This window comes from Maribacter luteocoastalis (assembly GCF_048890225.1).
Classification (GTDB): Bacteria; Bacteroidota; Bacteroidia; order Flavobacteriales; family Flavobacteriaceae; genus Maribacter; species Maribacter luteocoastalis.
The window spans coordinates 65,810-82,019 of the sequence record NZ_JBMFZG010000005.1 but is presented as its reverse complement, the minus strand read 5'-3'; the positions used below and the strand labels follow the sequence as shown (position 1 = coordinate 82,019).

At 34.7% G+C, this 16,210-nt stretch carries 16 protein-coding genes; 7 read left to right on the top strand and 9 right to left on the bottom strand.

The genetic code is table 11. The features are described from left to right. Positions 1-21: 21 nt before the first annotated feature. The 6 genes from ACOCEA_RS11065 to ACOCEA_RS11040 all read right to left on the bottom strand — a co-directional run bounded on the left by ACOCEA_RS11065 (position 22) and on the right by ACOCEA_RS11040 (position 4,645). Positions 22-579, bottom strand: coding sequence for an RNA polymerase sigma factor (locus ACOCEA_RS11065; protein ID WP_420756307.1), 558 nt, complete (start codon positions 577-579; stop codon positions 22-24). A gap of 60 nt (positions 580-639) precedes the next feature. Beyond that, positions 640-840: a membrane or secreted protein gene (locus ACOCEA_RS11060; protein ID WP_420756306.1), complete on the bottom strand. Its 201-nt coding sequence runs from the start codon at positions 838-840 to the stop codon at positions 640-642. Positions 841-913: 73 nt separating this feature from the next. After that, entirely contained in the window at positions 914-1,672 is a 759-nt protein-coding gene (locus tag ACOCEA_RS11055; RefSeq protein ID WP_420756305.1) for an anti-sigma factor, read from the bottom strand. Next, positions 1,672-2,232, bottom strand: a complete 561-nt coding sequence (locus ACOCEA_RS11050) for an RNA polymerase sigma factor (protein WP_420756304.1) — start codon at positions 2,230-2,232, stop codon at positions 1,672-1,674. Before ACOCEA_RS11050 ends, ACOCEA_RS11055 begins: the two co-directional genes overlap by 1 nt. Positions 2,233-2,438: 206 nt before the next feature. After that, positions 2,439-3,455 (bottom strand): UDP-N-acetylmuramate dehydrogenase, encoded by a 1,017-nt coding sequence (gene murB / locus ACOCEA_RS11045; RefSeq protein WP_420756303.1) that lies wholly within the window; start codon positions 3,453-3,455, stop codon positions 2,439-2,441. Beyond that, on the bottom strand, positions 3,455-4,645 hold the full coding sequence (locus tag ACOCEA_RS11040) for a pyridoxal phosphate-dependent aminotransferase (RefSeq protein WP_420756302.1): 1,191 nt from the start codon (positions 4,643-4,645) through the stop codon (positions 3,455-3,457). The genes murB and ACOCEA_RS11040 overlap by 1 nt, the downstream gene beginning before the upstream one ends. 137 nt (positions 4,646-4,782) lie before the next feature. Here ACOCEA_RS11040 and ACOCEA_RS11035 point away from each other — a divergent pair, with 137 nt between their 5' ends. After that, positions 4,783-6,126 (top strand): aspartyl protease family protein, encoded by a 1,344-nt coding sequence (locus ACOCEA_RS11035; RefSeq protein WP_420756301.1) that lies wholly within the window; start codon positions 4,783-4,785, stop codon positions 6,124-6,126. 48 nt (positions 6,127-6,174) lie between these two features. On the opposite strand, the gene ACOCEA_RS11030 is transcribed toward ACOCEA_RS11035, so the two are convergent. Further along, positions 6,175-6,570: a DUF1573 domain-containing protein gene (locus tag ACOCEA_RS11030; RefSeq protein WP_420756300.1), complete on the bottom strand. Its 396-nt coding sequence runs from the start codon at positions 6,568-6,570 to the stop codon at positions 6,175-6,177. Positions 6,571-6,761: 191 nt separating this feature from the next. Between ACOCEA_RS11030 and ACOCEA_RS11025 the strand changes: the two genes are divergently transcribed. The 4 genes from ACOCEA_RS11025 to ACOCEA_RS11010 all read left to right on the top strand — a co-directional run bounded on the left by ACOCEA_RS11025 (position 6,762) and on the right by ACOCEA_RS11010 (position 12,262). Beyond that, positions 6,762-9,395, top strand: a complete 2,634-nt coding sequence (locus ACOCEA_RS11025) for a valine--tRNA ligase (protein ID WP_420756299.1) — start codon at positions 6,762-6,764, stop codon at positions 9,393-9,395. Positions 9,396-9,623: 228 nt separating this feature from the next. Continuing rightward, on the top strand, positions 9,624-10,214 hold the full coding sequence (locus ACOCEA_RS11020) for a hypothetical protein (protein WP_420756298.1): 591 nt from the start codon (positions 9,624-9,626) through the stop codon (positions 10,212-10,214). A gap of 5 nt (positions 10,215-10,219) precedes the next feature. Beyond that, the gene (locus tag ACOCEA_RS11015; protein ID WP_420756297.1) at positions 10,220-11,488 is read left to right on the top strand and encodes a sterol desaturase family protein; all 1,269 of its coding nucleotides are present in this window, start codon (positions 10,220-10,222) and stop codon (positions 11,486-11,488) included. Positions 11,489-11,497: 9 nt separating this feature from the next. Beyond that, positions 11,498-12,262, top strand: a complete 765-nt coding sequence (locus ACOCEA_RS11010; RefSeq protein ID WP_420756296.1) for a creatininase family protein — start codon at positions 11,498-11,500, stop codon at positions 12,260-12,262. A gap of 18 nt (positions 12,263-12,280) precedes the next feature. On the opposite strand, the gene ACOCEA_RS11005 is transcribed toward ACOCEA_RS11010, so the two are convergent. Then, entirely contained in the window at positions 12,281-12,766 is a 486-nt protein-coding gene (locus ACOCEA_RS11005) for a doxx family protein (RefSeq protein WP_420756295.1), read from the bottom strand. A gap of 30 nt (positions 12,767-12,796) precedes the next feature. Then, complete coding sequence (locus tag ACOCEA_RS11000) at positions 12,797-13,930, bottom strand: transporter (RefSeq protein WP_420756294.1); 1,134 nt, start codon at positions 13,928-13,930, stop codon at positions 12,797-12,799. 282 nt (positions 13,931-14,212) lie between these two features. Here ACOCEA_RS11000 and ACOCEA_RS10995 point away from each other — a divergent pair, with 282 nt between their 5' ends. Together ACOCEA_RS10995 and ACOCEA_RS10990 are read left to right on the top strand one after the other, a co-directional pair. Then, complete coding sequence (locus ACOCEA_RS10995; RefSeq protein ID WP_420756293.1) at positions 14,213-15,445, top strand: sensor histidine kinase; 1,233 nt, start codon at positions 14,213-14,215, stop codon at positions 15,443-15,445. Continuing rightward, positions 15,442-16,155: a response regulator transcription factor gene (locus tag ACOCEA_RS10990; RefSeq protein WP_420756292.1), complete on the top strand. Its 714-nt coding sequence runs from the start codon at positions 15,442-15,444 to the stop codon at positions 16,153-16,155. Before ACOCEA_RS10995 ends, ACOCEA_RS10990 begins: the two co-directional genes overlap by 4 nt. Positions 16,156-16,210 lie beyond the last annotated feature (55 nt).

Genomic DNA, 16,210 nt, shown 5'->3' with positions numbered 1-16,210 from the left:
AATAATTAGTGCGTAGAAAATTTAATGCCGATTTTTAATCACTTCTGCCAGTAGTTTTTTTGCCCTTAATAGCTTAACCTTTACATTGTTAATCGGCTCATTTAGCTTTTCTGAGATATCGGCATAACTAAGCTCGTTAAAATACCGGAGGTTGATTACTTCTTGGTAATGTGGTTTTAGTTTTTTGATATCCAGAAGTAAATCCGCTAAATTTTGTTCTTGGATCAGTTGATCTTCCATGGAAGGGGTGTCATCCAATACTTTTTTTATCACATCATTGTTTCCCCTACTTTCCAAAAGGTTCTTTTTTCTTTTACGGACAAGGTCAATATGAATGTTTTTAGAAATGGTAAGTAGCCATGTTTTAAAAGCGTAAGATTTGTCGTAGGTGTTTATCTTGTCAAATGCCTTTGAAAATGTTCTTATGGTAATGTCCTCTGCATCATTTTCACTTTGTGTTCGTTTAAGTTGAAAACCATAAACATCGTTCCAAAAAGTATCCAATAAACGGCTAAAAGCTATCTGGCTACCGTTTTTGGCATTATCTATAATATCTTCTATGGTTTCTTTTTTGTCCAAATTTGAATATTAGTGTAATGGGGGGATTGACAAAAAAATAAACGAACAATCTATCGTGTCTTAGGATGCCGTATCCTTTCTACATTCTTGCTCACTAGGTAATTTACCACACATGCCACAAGCTTCTCCGTCTTGATTTAGAAAAGGACTTTGACTGGCACAGGTTCCTGCAAATTTACCATCTTTTTTTGCCCAAATTTTAATAGCTATACCCAAAAAGGCTACAGCTAATAATCCTATTGTGAGTAAAATAAGTTTCATCTACTTTATTTTGGTACAAAGATAAAAAAATAAAGCCCCTTATTGGGGCTTTAAGACTACTTTATACTAATGCTTAATATGAAATGTTTGCTACTATATTGTCTACCGTTGGATTTAAATTACCACCTTCCGGTTCAATTGTAATATAACTAACAGCATTTTCAGCATAAGGTAATGCCAAAAGGTTTTGACTGTCTGAGGCTTGCTCTAGTATACCTAAGTTTATCATTTCTCCATTAACCTCTGCCCACATTTGGTAGCATTTGTTTTCTGGAAGATTGGGTAAATTACTTACATTGATATAAGATAGCTTTTTTACTGGGTTTATGTAAGCCACCGCCTTAAGTTCCTTTGCTTTTCTGTTACCGTTTACATTTACTTTTTTAGTGCTAGGGTTGTTAAGGACTATAAATTGGTTTCTAACATCCTCTAACTGCTGTTTCATATCAGCTTCCAGCAGTTTTATCTTATTGCTAACCACTGTATTTTCCTCTTGTAAACTTTGGTTTTGACTATAAAAGAAATAGGAAGCCCCAGCAAACATAATTGCCGCAAAACTTGCTGCAATGGCATATCTAAAGAATTTTTTACGGCCATTTCGTTCAGACCGTATTCTTGCGGTTATCTTGTCTTTTAGTCCGTCCGGTGACTTGATCGCATGTAATTTTGCAAAGACCTCTAAACTTTCTTGTAGTTGGTCATAGGCCTCCCTAACCTCTGGGTACATAGCTATGTAGCGCTCTACTTGAAGTGACTCCATTTCTGTGGTCGTATCAAGAAGGTACTTCTCCAAAAGATCAGATTCTAGGAATATTTTTATTTTTTCTTTCATCACATTATATTTAATAATAGTGCAAATACTGCCGGTCCATATATTTTGCGTAATTCCCTGAGTCCAATTTTGAGTCTGGATTTAATGGTACCTAAAGGAATATTTAATTCTTCACTTGCTTCTTGTTGCGTCATTCCTTGAAAAAATAACGCATCTAAAACAATTTGGTACTTGTCTTCAATCTTACCCAAATGTTCTTGTACGTCCAAGAATTCCGGTCTAATACTTTCAACACCTAAATTATATACGTCAGAAACGTCCATTTGGATTTCCTTGCCAGATTTTGTGTTTATACTTCTTAGTTTGTCGATTGCCGTATTTCTTGTTATCCTAAATAACCATGTAAATAACTTAGCTTTACTAGGGTCATAAGAATCAGCTTTCTTCCATATTTTCACGAAACTTTCTTGTAACACATCTTGGGCAAGTTCTTCATTTCGTAAAACTTTATTTGCAACACCTAAAAGGGTATCAGCATAGTTGTCATACAACAATGAAATTGCTTTGTCATTACGTTCCTGTAAGAGCTCAATTATATGTTTTTCAAGTAGTGTGCTCATAAATTAATGGATGCGACAAAAGTTTTTAATAGGTCAACATCCAAACAGGTTTGTTTTCCCGTATATCAATAAACGCTAAATTATAAAATTGATTTTTAAAGAAGCGTTTTTAAAAATATATATGTTATAAGTGCGCAGCTGGTAACTGTACACTTTATTTTTGGTTAGTTTGGTTTGGTATAACCCTCGTAATTTTATTATGAGGGTTATCTTATTAAATTGACTTCTGGAGTAATGTTGATGTTGAATTTTAACTTCACTTCCTTCATAATATTATCCGCCAATTCTAGGATTTCCTTACCCGTTGCATTTCCATAATTAACCAATACAAGAGCTTGTTTTGTGTGCACGCCAGCATCCCCAAAACGTTTTCCCTTATAGCCACATTGCTCTATTAACCATCCTGCCGGAATTTTGTATTCGTCGTCAGAAATTTTATAAAATGGTGCTTCTGGATTTTTGTTTGTGAAAATCTCAAAATCCTCCTTTGTTAGCATAGGATTTTTGAAAAAACTTCCACTGTTTCCGAGTTCTTTCGGATTTGGTAATTTACTATTTCGAATGGCTACGACCGCATTGGAAATATCCTTAATACTCGGGTCTTGAATTCCTTTCTTTAATAATTCCTCTTCTATAGCACCATAACTAGAACTAATAATATGGTTTTTAACGGTCAGTTCAAATGTTACAGAGATTATTGCAAATTTATCTTTCCCTTCATTTTTAAAATAGGACTGTCGATACCCAAAATCACAATCAGTCTTAGAAAAGGCCCTTATTGCTTGGGTATTAATTTCCATGGCTTCACAAGCTACAAAGCAATCTTTAAGTTCAACACCGTATGCACCAATGTTCTGTACAGGGGCAGTTCCTGTTTTTCCTGGTATAAGTGACATATTTTCTAATCCACCGAAATCTCTTTCTAGGGTCCAAAGTACCATTTCATGCCAATTTTCACCTGCCATGACTTTTATGAGAACAGTGTCATCGGTTTTTGAAAGTACTTGAATACCTTTTATATTGATGTAAATGACCAATGCATCAATATCTTCAATAATGAGCAGATTGCTGCCTCCGCCAAGTATAAGTTTATTTGGGTATTCTTTTTTTTGAAGAATTGATTTTAGGTCTTCAACAGAATTTATTTCAACAAAAAATTTTGCTTTGGCATCAATACCGAACGTATTATGGTATTTAAGTGAAAAATTTTCTAGAATTTGCATTAACCAATATAACTTTTTAAGGCTTCACCCAATATATGGACAGCCCTTTTTAAACTTTCCTTATCCAGGACATAAGCAATACGTATTTGATTTTTACCTAATCCTTCAGTGGCATAAAAACCTGCAGCAGGAGCGACCATAACGGTTTCATTAGCTACCCTGAAATCTTCTAAGAGCCATTGGGCAAAATCATCGGCGTCTTTAATAGGGAGCTCGGCAATACAATAAAATGCACCTTGTGGGCGAGCTACTTTTACACCGTCCAACTTTTTCAATTCTGAGATTAGCAAATCTCTTCTAGAGACATATTCCTCCCTTACTTCGTCAAAATAGCTTTGTGGCGTATCAAGCGCTGCCTCTGTAGCAATTTGAGCATAGGTTGGAGGTGATAACCTAGCTTGTGCAAATTTTATTGCAGTGGCAATAACCTCTTTATTTTTTGTGACCAGATAGCCAATTCTAGCTCCGCACATACTATAGCGTTTAGAAACAGAATCTATCACAATGGCGTTTTGTTCAAGACCTTCTGCCTGGAGAATTGAGAAATGTTTTTTGTTGTCATAAGCAAACTCCCTATATACTTCATCTGAAATAAGATAGATATCATGTTCTTTAACAATTTTAGCTAGTTTCAGGATTTCCTCCTTACTATACAGGTATCCTGTAGGGTTTCCTGGATTACAAATTAAAATTGCTTTAGTCTTTGGGGTGATTAACTTCTCAAAATCCTCTATGGGAGGGAGCGCAAAGTTGTCTTCTATTTTTGAAACAACAGGAACTACCTTTATCCCGGCTGCGGTTGCAAAACCATTATAATTTGCATAGAATGGCTCTGGTATAATTATCTCATCGCAATTGTCTGCAATACTGCCCATGGCAAAAGACAAAGCTTCTGAGCCACCTGTGGTAATCAAAATATCATTAGCGGTTACAAAAATTTCATTTTTAGCATAATATCCCGCAACTTTTTCCCTAAATGCCTCTGAACCTTCAGTGCGGCTATATTCCAGTACGGTAAGATCATTGTTTTTTACAGCATCTAAAGCAATTTGGGGTGTTTTTATATCAGGTTGCCCTATGTTCAAATGAATCACTTTCATTCCTTTTTTCTTTGCATTTTCTGCAAAAGGAACCAATTTTCTAATAGGAGATTGAGGCATGGAAAGCCCTTTTCTGGAAATTGATGGCATAGCACTTTTAATTTAGCACAAAAGTGGGAAATCCTTATGGATATTACAATCATAGTTGCGCATATTTCTATACGTTTAAAGAATGTTAAAAAATGAGGTCTATAGAAAAAATGTCGTAAATTAAAAAAGGTAATCAATTGGAAACAAATATGTTATTAAAATTCAGGCATATAATTTTATTGCTTCTACTTACTTCTTCTTTTATAGGCAGATCTCAGGGGTTTACGATTTCTGAAGATCAAAAGTTTCAAAAAGTAAAATTTGAGCTTATAAATAATCTCATGGTTATTCCAATAGAAGTGAATGGTACGGAATTATCATTTGTAATGGATTCGGGAGTCGGGACTCCAATATTATTCAATTTGGCGGATCAAGATTCTATAGAGCTAAAAAATGTTTCGGAAATTACTATTAATGGCTTAGGTGAAGGAGACCCAATAAGTGCCTTAAGTTCTCAAGGCAATTTTTTTAAATTAGGTAACATTAGGAACCTTGCACAAAAATTATATGTTGTCATGGACGGCGGCATAAATTTCTCGCCAAGCCTTGGTGTTCCAGTGCATGGTATAATTGGATACGATCTTTTTAAGGATTTTATTGTGGATATAAATTATTCCACCAAAACAATAAAATTTTATAATCCTCAGGAGTATACATACAAGGACAATAAAAAGTATGAGACATTGCCAATTAATGTGATTGGCAGAAAAGCCTATTTGGATGCAAGTGTTGTTATAAAAGATAGTAAGGAGATTGATGTGAAAATGTTGTTGGATACAGGGAGTAGTGATGCGATTTGGCTTTTTGAAAATGAGCGAATTCGATTGCCAGAAAAGAATTATGCTGATTTCTTAGGTAAAGGTTTAGCTGGTGATATTTACGGTAAACGAACTAAGATCAGTGAGATTAAAATTGGTAATTTTCATTTGAAGGATGCTAAGGCCGCCTTTCCAGATATGTTAACTTTTAATACAATTAAGGATTTAGGAAATAGAAATGGTAGTCTTGGAGGTGAGATATTAAAGCGTTTTAATATCATTTTTGATTATCCCAATGGAAAAATCTCTCTTAAAAAGAACTCAAATTTTAATGGACCATTTCATTATAACATAAGCGGCATCGATCTTCAACATGCAGGAGTAAGGTATGTTTCAGAAAGAATTGCGAGTCCCAATGGCGTTGTACATAATAATGAACGTACTTATGGTGACGTGCAGATTTTATTGGAAGGAGCAACGAGATTAAGTCTTGTTCCAGAAATAGTGGTATCTGCCATAAGGGCAGGAAGTCCTGCACATGCCGCAGGTTTAAAAGAAGGGGATATTATCTTAGCTGTAAATGGAAAGAGAATACATAGGTATAAACTGCAGGAGATTATGCAAATGCTTAATGATAAGCAAGGTAAAAAGGTAAAAGTATTAGTGGAACGTTTTAATAGTAATTTACTTTTTAGTTTTGTACTTAAAGATTTGTTCAAGTAAAAAAGCCCGCTTTAAAGTGGGCTTTTTTATAGTCTATAACTACAAGCATTATTTGGTGCCGTTAGTGGCCGCCTTTACCTCTCCTTTGATTTTAAGGATTTTAGTAGGTGTATCTGCATTAGAAGTAACCGTAATGGCTTTTCTGATCGGACCTACACGGTTAGTGTCATATTTAACTTGTATTTCACCAGTTTTTCCTGGCATAATGGGGTCTTCTGGTTTCTTAGGTATCGTACATCCACAGCTAGACTTAACATCGCTAATAATTAAAGGGGCATTACCAGTATTTGTAAACTCAAATACGCGAATTCCGTCTGAACCTTTGGCAATTTCACCATAGTCCACTGTTTCGCTTTTAAATTCAATTTTGGCAGCTGTATCTTGTGCAGTTGCGCTTAATCCAAGCAAACCAACAAATAGTATAAGTACTAATTTTTTCATCATTTTTCCGTTTTGGGTGATTTCAAAATTAAATCTTTTCAGATCAACCTCAAAATCCTTTTGTTATACTCTAACGTTACTTATTTTTGTTTCGTATTTTAATTTGGGTTAAATATATAAGTACTTGTAATAATTGTATTTAGTGTACTTATTTTTTTGACCCAATTTGTATTTATTCAAAAACTGTTCCAAAAATGGATATCCCTTCAAAATATGAACCCCATCAGATAGAGAATCGTTGGTACGATTACTGGATGGAACATAATTTTTTTCACTCTGAACCAGATAATAGAGAACCATATACCATTGTGATACCACCGCCAAACGTTACTGGGGTACTTCATATGGGCCATATGCTGAACAACACGATCCAAGATGTGCTCATAAGAAGGGCCCGTTTAATGGGCAAGAACGCATGTTGGGTACCAGGTACGGATCATGCCTCCATTGCCACAGAGGCAAAAGTGGTTGCTAAATTAAAGGAGCAGGGTATAAACAAGAGCGATTTATCTCGTGAAGAGTTCTTAAAACATGCTTGGGATTGGACACATGAATATGGCGGCGTTATTCTAGAACAGTTAAAGAAACTGGGCTGTTCTTGTGATTGGGACCGAACTTCTTTTACAATGGATGATGAGCGCTATGCAAGTGTAATAAAGGTATTTGTAGACCTATATAATAAAGGCCTTATTTATCGTGGGTATCGTATGGTTAATTGGGATCCGGAAGCACAAACCACACTTTCAGATGAAGAGGTGATTTATGAGGAAAAACAAGGATTACTTTATTACCTGACCTATTCAATCCAAAATTCGGATGAAAAGGTAACCATTGCTACAACAAGGCCAGAGACCATTCTTGGTGATACGGCAATTTGTATAAACCCCAATGATGAACGTTTTCAACATTTGAAAGGTAAAAAAGCCATTGTGCCACTATGTGACCGGGTTATACCAATAATTGAGGATGAATATGTGGATATAGAGTTTGGTACTGGCTGCTTAAAAGTTACCCCTGCCCATGATATTAATGATAAGGCTCTTGGTGAAAAACATAATTTGGAAACCATTGATATTTTTAATCCAAATGCCACTTTAAATTCTTTTGGACTACATTATGAGGGTAAGGATCGTTTTGTGGTTAGAAAAGAAATTTCAAAAGAACTGGAAGAGAAAGGCTATTTGGTGAAAACTGAACAGCATTTGAATAAGGTTGGAACTTCTGAGCGAACAAAAGCAGTAATAGAACCAAGACTATCTGATCAGTGGTTTTTAAAAATGGAAGAACTTACCAAACCAGCTATCCATGCGGTTTTAGATTCTGATGAAGTAAAGTTCTTTCCAAAGAAATTTGAAAACACATACCGTCATTGGATGGAGAATATCCGCGACTGGAATATCTCTAGGCAACTGTGGTGGGGACAACAGATACCCGCTTATTATTTTGGTGATGGGCAAGACGATTTTGTTGTGGCAGAAAGTAAGGAAGACGCCTTGTTAATGGCTAAGGAGAAATCGGGCAATGCCAAGTTGACATTAAGTGACCTTAGACAGGATGAGGATGCCCTGGATACTTGGTTTTCCTCATGGTTATGGCCTATTAGTGTTTTTAATGGCATACTGGAGCCTGAAAATGAAGAAATTAAGTATTACTATCCAACCAATGATTTGGTTACGGGACCGGATATTATTTTCTTTTGGGTGGCCAGAATGATTATAGCCGGGTATGAGTATAGGGGGGAAAGACCATTCCAAAATGTATATTTCACAGGCTTGGTAAGGGATAAGCAACGTCGTAAAATGTCAAAATCCCTAGGTAATTCACCTGATGCCCTTAAGTTGATTGAAGAATATGGTGCAGACGGGGTAAGGGTTGGTTTGTTATTGAGTTCTGCTGCGGGTAATGATTTAATGTTTGATGAAGATCTTTGCCAACAAGGAAAGAACTTTGCAAATAAGATTTGGAACGGTTTCCGATTGCTTAAGGGTTGGGAAGTCGCAGATATTCCGCAACCAGAATCATCCAAACTTGGTATTGAATGGTATAGGGCAAAATTTAATCAGACCCTAACAGAAATTGAAGATCATTTTAGCAAATACCGGATTTCGGATGCTCTTATGGCTACATATAAATTGGTTTGGGATGATTATAGTTCTTGGTTGTTAGAAATAATTAAACCTGCGTATCAACAACCCATTGATATAAGTACCTTTAATTCTGTAATAGATATTTTTGAGCAGAATTTAAAGTTACTGCATCCATTTATGCCTTTCCTAACAGAAGAAGTTTGGCAACATATTGTAGAAAGAAGCCCTGAACAGGCATTAATTGTATCTGAATGGCCAAAAATAAACAAGGTAGATTCTTCCACTATACTTAAGGATTTTGAATTTACAATGGAGGTAATTTCAGGTGTAAGGACCATTCGTAAGGAAAAGAATATTCCAATGAAAGAGACCTTGGGATTATTTATCTTAAACGAAGAGAAGATGGATAAAAAATGGGATGCCGTTATTCTAAAATTAACCAACCTCTCAGAAATCTCTTATGTAAATGAAGGTGTAGATGGTGCACTGTCTTTTCGGGTTAAAGCCAACGAATACTTCGTGCCAATGGGAGGAGCAATTGACATTGAAGCAGAAAAGGCCAAAATACTGGAGGAACTAAATTATACAAAAGGCTTTTTGCAATCCGTAGTGAAGAAATTATCCAATGAGCGTTTTGTGAATAATGCGCCGGAAAAGGTTATTGATATTGAACGTAAAAAGCAAGCGGATGCGGAATCCAAAATAGAGACTTTGGAAAAGAGTTTGGCAGGCTTAGGCTAGTATTATTTTATAGCGAAAATGGAATAATCGAAAACCAATGAATTGGCGGGTATATACATAATCCTTAATTTTCTGTTTTAAGAATAATTAAGGATTTTTCTTGTTTCATATTCCAACAAATAACTTGATTTTTCTTAAACCTTGTTCTTGCAAATTCCCTGATTAGAGGAATTTATAATGATTTGATATTTAGATAGAGTTCGCTATCTTTAAGTAAAACATTATGTTATGAAATATTCCATTTCAATTTTGATGCTGCTTTCTGTCCAATATTGTGTAAATGCCCAAGACGTAAAAATACTACCAACAGCGATTCAGATAAAAACCGCAACACTGCCCGCACCAGAATTGGAAAAAGATAAGGCTATGGTTTATGGGTATAATTCTATGGGTGATTTTGTAGTACTACGGGAAGGATCTAATAATCTAATTTGTATTGCCGATGACCCAAATAGAAAAGGCATAAGTGTATCCTGTTACTCTAAAAAGTTGGAAGCTTTTATGAAGAGGGGCAGGGAATTGGCCTTCGAAGGTAAAGGGATAAAAGAAAAGCGTGAAATTAGGGGTATGGAGGTAGCCCAAGGTTTGTTGGAGATGCCCAAGGAACCTAGTATGACCTATATTTATTTTGGGTCCGATGAAGCTTATGATGAAAATACAGGGGAATTAGCAGATGGCCAATTTAGATATGTGATTTATACACCGTTCGCTACAACAGAGTCTACGGGTCTTCCAGATAAACCGCACGCCAAGGGAATGCCATGGTTAATGGATCCTGGTACTTTTAGGGCGCATATAATGGTTGGTCCATTTAATTAAATTCAATGGAAACTTACGCAAATGCATTGCTATATGCCATTCCCTTTTTTATGGTATTGATGGCCTTGGAAATAACCTATGGTTATTTAGTAAAAGATCAAAAGTATAAGGTAATGGATTCCGTAAGTAGCATTAGCTCTGGGCTAACTAATATCATAAAAGACTCATTAGGAATAGGATTGGTTTTGATTTCGTATCCTTTTTTGGTTGATAATCTGGCCCTTGTTAGAATAGAAAACACTTGGATTGTATGGATTATTGCATTCATCGTTATTGATTTTGCGGGATATTGGAATCATAGATTAAGTCACAAAATCAACTTTTTTTGGAACCAACATGTTATTCATCACAGCAGTGAAGAATTTAATTTGGCATGTGCACTAAGGCAATCAATATCAAATTTACTGGGGTATTTCCCTTTTTTGCTTTTGCCTGCGGCAATTTTAGGTGTTCCTAACGAGATTATTGCTATTCTGGCACCAGTACATCTTTTTGCTCAGTTTTGGTATCACACACAGCATATAGGTAAAATGGGTTGGTTGGAATATATTATTGTAACACCTTCGCAACATAGGGTGCATCATGCCATCAACCCTGAATATATCGATAAAAATTTAGGCCAAATCTTATGTATCTGGGATCGCTGGTTTGGTACTTTTCAGGAAGAATTGGAAGATGTACTACCGCAATATGGGGTTTTAAAGCCTGCCAAAACATGGAATCCTGTGCTTATAAATTTTCAGCATTTATGGCGGTTAATACAAGATGCATGGCACACAAAAAAAATATGGGATAAAGTTCGAATTTGGTTTATGCCTACAGGCTGGCGACCAGTAGATGTGAAAGATAACTACCCAATTTCTATTATCGATGATGTTTACTCATTCAAGAGGTATGCTACAGCATCTTCAAAATTATTCAACACCTATATAATTTTCCAACTTTTGGTTACAACCGCATTGTTAATGTTTATGTTTTATAACTATGGCAACATAGGTTTTAATGGTTTGTTCATAAATGGTGCGCTAGTCTTCATGGGAATTTATGGGTATACCACATTAATGGATGGTAAATCATATGCGGTAGGTATAGAAGTATTTAGAAGCTTATTAGGTTTAGGTATCATTGTTTATTACAAAGACTGGTTTGGTATGGATAATTTGCTTGAAATAGGTTCAAACGTAGTGGCCTTTTATTTTTTAATTACGATTTTGGGAACTGTATTTTTTACCTATTACCATAAGCTTCACGATGAGACTAAATTAATTGCCTAAAAAATTATTATGATAAGACCATATATATTAGCCGAGACAAACTGGCGCCATTTAAAAACAGAAAAATTTGAACTTGCCATTCTCCCTTGGGGAGCGACCGAAGCCCATAATTATCATTTGCCTTATGCAACTGACAATTATCAGGCGGAAGCAATTGTTAATGAGTCGGCTAGAAAAGCATGGGATAGAGGGGATAAGGTTGTGGTTTTACCTACAATACCTTTTGGTGTAAATACTGGGCAAAAAGATATTTATTTGGATATCAACCTCAATCCAAGTACTCAATTGGCAATCTTAAAGGATATCATTACCGTCCTAAATAATCAGGGTATTTATAAGTTATTGATATTTAACGGTCATGGAGGGAATAATTTTAAACCTCTTATAAGGGAGTTGGGTCTCTTGTTTCCAAAAATGTTCATTAGTTTTTGTTTTTTCCCACAAATGCTGGATAAGTATCAATATTTTGAAGAAAAAGGGGACCATGCAGATGAGATGGAGACTAGTCTAATGTTACATATAAAACCTGAACTGGTACTACCAAAAAAGGATTGGGGTAGTGGTGAAGCAAAGAAATTTAAAATACATGCTTTTAATGAAGGTTGGGTTTGGGCAGAAAGGGAATGGTCCAAGATAACAAAGGATACTGGAACGGGTAATCCTATGCTTTCTACGGCAGAAAAAGGAAAGTCGTTTTTTAATGATGTATGTTCAAAGATGAGCCTTCTAATTGGTGAAATCTGTCAGGCAGATTTAAACGATTTATACGAGTAAGTAACTAGGTTTATCATCTTAATTTTTATTGGCTAAGTGTAGTTGGTTATTTGATATTTGCACACGTATTCCTTTTTTTGAACTTACCGATGATTGCTTGATAGCTTCAATTCTTAAAACTATCAAGCTACTTAAGATAATTATGTTTTTAAATATATACTGGCCTAGTAAAGTAACGCTAAGTGTCTTAAAATCAAATATTTGTTCAGAAAATAAAAATAATGGGCTGAATGTAAATAAGATATGTATGATTGCTAAATTGAGCACTATTTTTTTTTGCCAATTTAAAATAATAAAAATACCTACCAAGGTTTCCCAGGACGCTAGTACTAGTAATGATATTTGATCAGGGATTAAACCAAAAGTTAACATGCTAATCGTATTTTCGGCTAGTTCCTCTGCGGGACTCACATTTGGAAAAAATTTTATTATTCCAAAGCATAAATAGGTGATACCGATAGAAATACCAAGTATTTTGTTTTTTATTTTAGTGTGATATGCCATATGACCGTCTGTTCTAGATTGAAGGTTTGGTTAATTAAAAGTGTCAATCAATTCTTTTGATATTTTTACGTTATTATTTTTCAACCTATAGGTTATTCCAAAGTTCACTACATAATCAGCAAAGGCAGCGTCTCCATTTCTTGGGTTACCGGTTAATTGTTCCGTTTGTTGGTCCGTAAAACTTTGTGGACGTTCCCTTCGAACAGCAAATGGTACATTTAGGTTAAAAGAGAATTGGTTTGTCATTAAGCTAATTCCTGGGTCTACTGAAAGTACATTTCCTGGTCTTCTAAAGCCTGCGTTGCCACCAATAAGATCCTTAATCGGAACGCAATCATACCTAACGCCAAGTGAGGTGGAGAGTAAGGATGAATTATTATAGCTTAACCCACCTCTAATAGAGTATTGGTCCGGTACAGCCATAATGCTTTCGTTTTCCAGAATGGGACTTAACGTTTCCCTAAAAGTTCTAACTCCGTTGGTTTCCCTTGGGTTCAAAAGATAGAAACCACTTGCATAGCCATAAAAATCTGTTACTATTTTTTGATAGAATTGAAAATCTACGGTGAGTCCAAAACCACCATCACCAGGTTGTATAGATTGATCTACCGGTCTTGTTTGTGGTTCTTCATTGGGTCCAACATTGTAAAATATATCAGATGCGTTATAGTTACCCGTTGGTAGCTTTACACCAAGTCCAATAGCGATGTTGCCATTAGGTGATTTTTCCAAATCAAAAAGCCAATAGCCAATACCAACCCTAATATCTCCTAACCCTCTTGAATATGTCATATTTCTTTCTTCCCTACCATGCTCATATAATGACGACCTAGTGTTAATTACCATAGGTATAGTTATACTGGTATACATTCTTGTATTTATACCATACGTAGCAAAAAAATCCCATGCATGTGAATTGTTAACTACTTCTGTACCATTGGCAAGTCGGTCTGGTTCCTCTTCTGTTCCACGAAAATGTCTGAAAGATTTAAAGTATCTATAATTTAGGCCAATTTGTAAATCTCCAGATTCTAAAATGTTGTTTTCAAGGCTACTGCCAACACATGTTGAAAAATGACGTATGGCCACACAACCCTGTGCATTTATTTGAAAATTGGATAGTATTATAAATAAAATGGTGATTCTAAGTAATTTTTGTTTCATTGCTTAATTTTTTCGTTCTCATTGGATAAAAAAGCCAACTCTCCGCTACAAAGAGTTGGCCTAAAAGGATTATGATAGAAAACATTAACTTAACTCAAGTTTAAAATATTAACTGGGTCCAAAGTAGTGGTATTTTTATCTTTAAAGGATTAAGGCTTGAGTAAAAAGAATTAATGAAAAGTTAATGGGGTTAACAATAGATTAAAATATATTAATGACTGTTGATTTTTAGATTATTTAGTGGGGATTTTGAAAAAACGTAACATATATATCGGCTTATTTTTGATATCGATTGTCGGATTGGCGATTGTACAATACCAATATCTAAGAATAGGTTTAAACTTAGCTAGGGTTCAATTCAATGTTAAAATTGAAAAGACTGGTGACGATATTAAAGAAGGACTAAAGTTAGAAAATAAGCTTACTTTCTTAATTGTAAGCTCATTCGAAGAAGATACATCATACTTTACAATTAGCGTAGATAGTCTGCAAAAGGCATCTAGTTATTTTTTGGATGATTTTATAAAGGAACAATTGGTAAATAACAGTATCGATTCTGATTTTTCATTTAATTTATACTCAAAAGATAGTGTTTACTATTTAAGATCTCCTTTAAAATTTAGTGAGAATGATGAAGTACAGTCCTATCCGATGGAACTAACGGGTTATTTTCCAGAACATTTGGGTAAACCCATTTTTTTGGAGCTGCAGTTTAAAAATTTACCCAACTATTTCTTAGGAAAACTTAATGGACTTACTTTACCCAGTATGTTATTTTTAATTGGTATTTGTGTGACCGTAATTTGGGTTCTTAGGACTTACTATTGGCAGAGTAATATTATAACAACTACCAATGAGTTTATAAACAATCTTACACATGAGTTAAAAACCCCGGTCTTTTCAATTGGATTGGCTACCAAAATTTTGGAGGGATCAGCCCATGATAAGCAAAAACCAGTGCTGAACATTGTTAGTCAGCAGGTGAAACGTCTATCTAATCATATAGATAAGGTTTTAGAGTTGGGAAGTTTAGAGTCGGGGAAACATATTATTAAATTAGAGAAAGTGGATTTCAGGCCATTTCTTGAAAATATTTGTGCAGAGTTTAAAACGTTGGTTTCAATTGAAAATGGGGCATTTTTATATGATTTACAACAAGGTGAATACAATATTAAGGCTGAGGTATTTCATTTGGAAAATGCGATAATTAATATTTTAGATAATGCAAAGAAATATTCAGATGACCCTAAAATTAGTCTAAACGCCAAAATGGATAAATCAAAATTATTTATTGAGATTACTGATAATGGTAGGGGTATATCACCTGAAAATTTGGAAAAGATATTTAAGAAATACTATCGCGTGGTTGATGGTGATTTACATACTGTTAACGGATACGGATTAGGACTTAGCTATGTAAAAAAGGTTATTGAGAAACATAACGGCAAAGTTTTAATAGAGAGTATGCAAAATGTTGGTAGTAAAGTAATAGTGATAATTCCAACTAGCACATGATTAATAAGGGTCATAAAATATTAATAGTAGAAGATGATAAAGCTGTAGGTTATTTATTGTCTGAATATCTAAAAATGAAAAACTTTGATGTTACATGGGTGGCTGATGGTTTTAAGGCTATAGATGAATTAAACAAGGCCAATTACAACTTGGCAATATTGGATGTTATGATGCCTAAAATGGACGGATTCACATTGGCAGAGACAATAAGGGAAACCCATCCCAGTTTACCTTTTATTTTCTTAAGCGCTAAGTCGCTAAAGATTGATGTCTTAAAAGGGTTTCATTTAGGAGCTATTGATTATTTAAAAAAACCAATAGATGAAGAAGAGCTTGTGGTTAGGATAGAGCGGCTATTGTTTACACTAAAAAACAATTCAAATAGTACCAAATCTCATAGTGAATACAGAATAGGGAAATACTATTTTAATTCCTTAAACCAAGAGCTAAAGTATAATGGAGACAAAGTAAAATTAACCGTGAAGGAAAGTGAGATACTCACAATACTAGTAGAACAAAAAAATCAATTATCTCCACATAAAGATATATTGATCAGGCTATGGGGTAAAAATGATTACTTTAATAAGAAAAGCTTGAATGTATTTATTACCAGGTTAAGAAAATATTTAGAATTGGATACTGAAATCAAAATCGAAAATGTACACGGCAAAGGTTATATTTTACGACTGCCAACTCAAGATGAATTCTAGAATCAAATTGAATTTATGGGTATCGTTTTTTTGATTTTCAAGAACGTTTTATACC

Coding starts and splice junctions, on each gene's coding strand:
- ACOCEA_RS11055 (WP_420756305.1), bottom strand. CDS start 1,672: ATGAAAGAAAAAATAAAAATATTCCTAGAATCTGATCTTTTGGAGAAG.
- ACOCEA_RS11020 (WP_420756298.1), top strand. CDS start 9,624: ATGAAATATTCCATTTCAATTTTGATGCTGCTTTCTGTCCAATATTGT.
- ACOCEA_RS11050 (WP_420756304.1), bottom strand. CDS start 2,232: ATGAGCACACTACTTGAAAAACATATAATTGAGCTCTTACAGGAACGT.
- murB (WP_420756303.1), bottom strand. CDS start 3,455: ATGCAAATTCTAGAAAATTTTTCACTTAAATACCATAATACGTTCGGT.
- ACOCEA_RS11015 (WP_420756297.1), top strand. CDS start 10,220: ATGGAAACTTACGCAAATGCATTGCTATATGCCATTCCCTTTTTTATG.
- ACOCEA_RS11025 (WP_420756299.1), top strand. CDS start 6,762: ATGGATATCCCTTCAAAATATGAACCCCATCAGATAGAGAATCGTTGG.
- ACOCEA_RS11000 (WP_420756294.1), bottom strand. CDS start 13,930: ATGAAACAAAAATTACTTAGAATCACCATTTTATTTATAATACTATCC.
- ACOCEA_RS11060 (WP_420756306.1), bottom strand. CDS start 840: ATGAAACTTATTTTACTCACAATAGGATTATTAGCTGTAGCCTTTTTG.
- ACOCEA_RS11030 (WP_420756300.1), bottom strand. CDS start 6,570: ATGATGAAAAAATTAGTACTTATACTATTTGTTGGTTTGCTTGGATTA.
- ACOCEA_RS11040 (WP_420756302.1), bottom strand. CDS start 4,645: ATGCCATCAATTTCCAGAAAAGGGCTTTCCATGCCTCAATCTCCTATT.
- ACOCEA_RS11005 (WP_420756295.1), bottom strand. CDS start 12,766: ATGGCATATCACACTAAAATAAAAAACAAAATACTTGGTATTTCTATC.
- ACOCEA_RS11010 (WP_420756296.1), top strand. CDS start 11,498: ATGATAAGACCATATATATTAGCCGAGACAAACTGGCGCCATTTAAAA.
- ACOCEA_RS10990 (WP_420756292.1), top strand. CDS start 15,442: ATGATTAATAAGGGTCATAAAATATTAATAGTAGAAGATGATAAAGCT.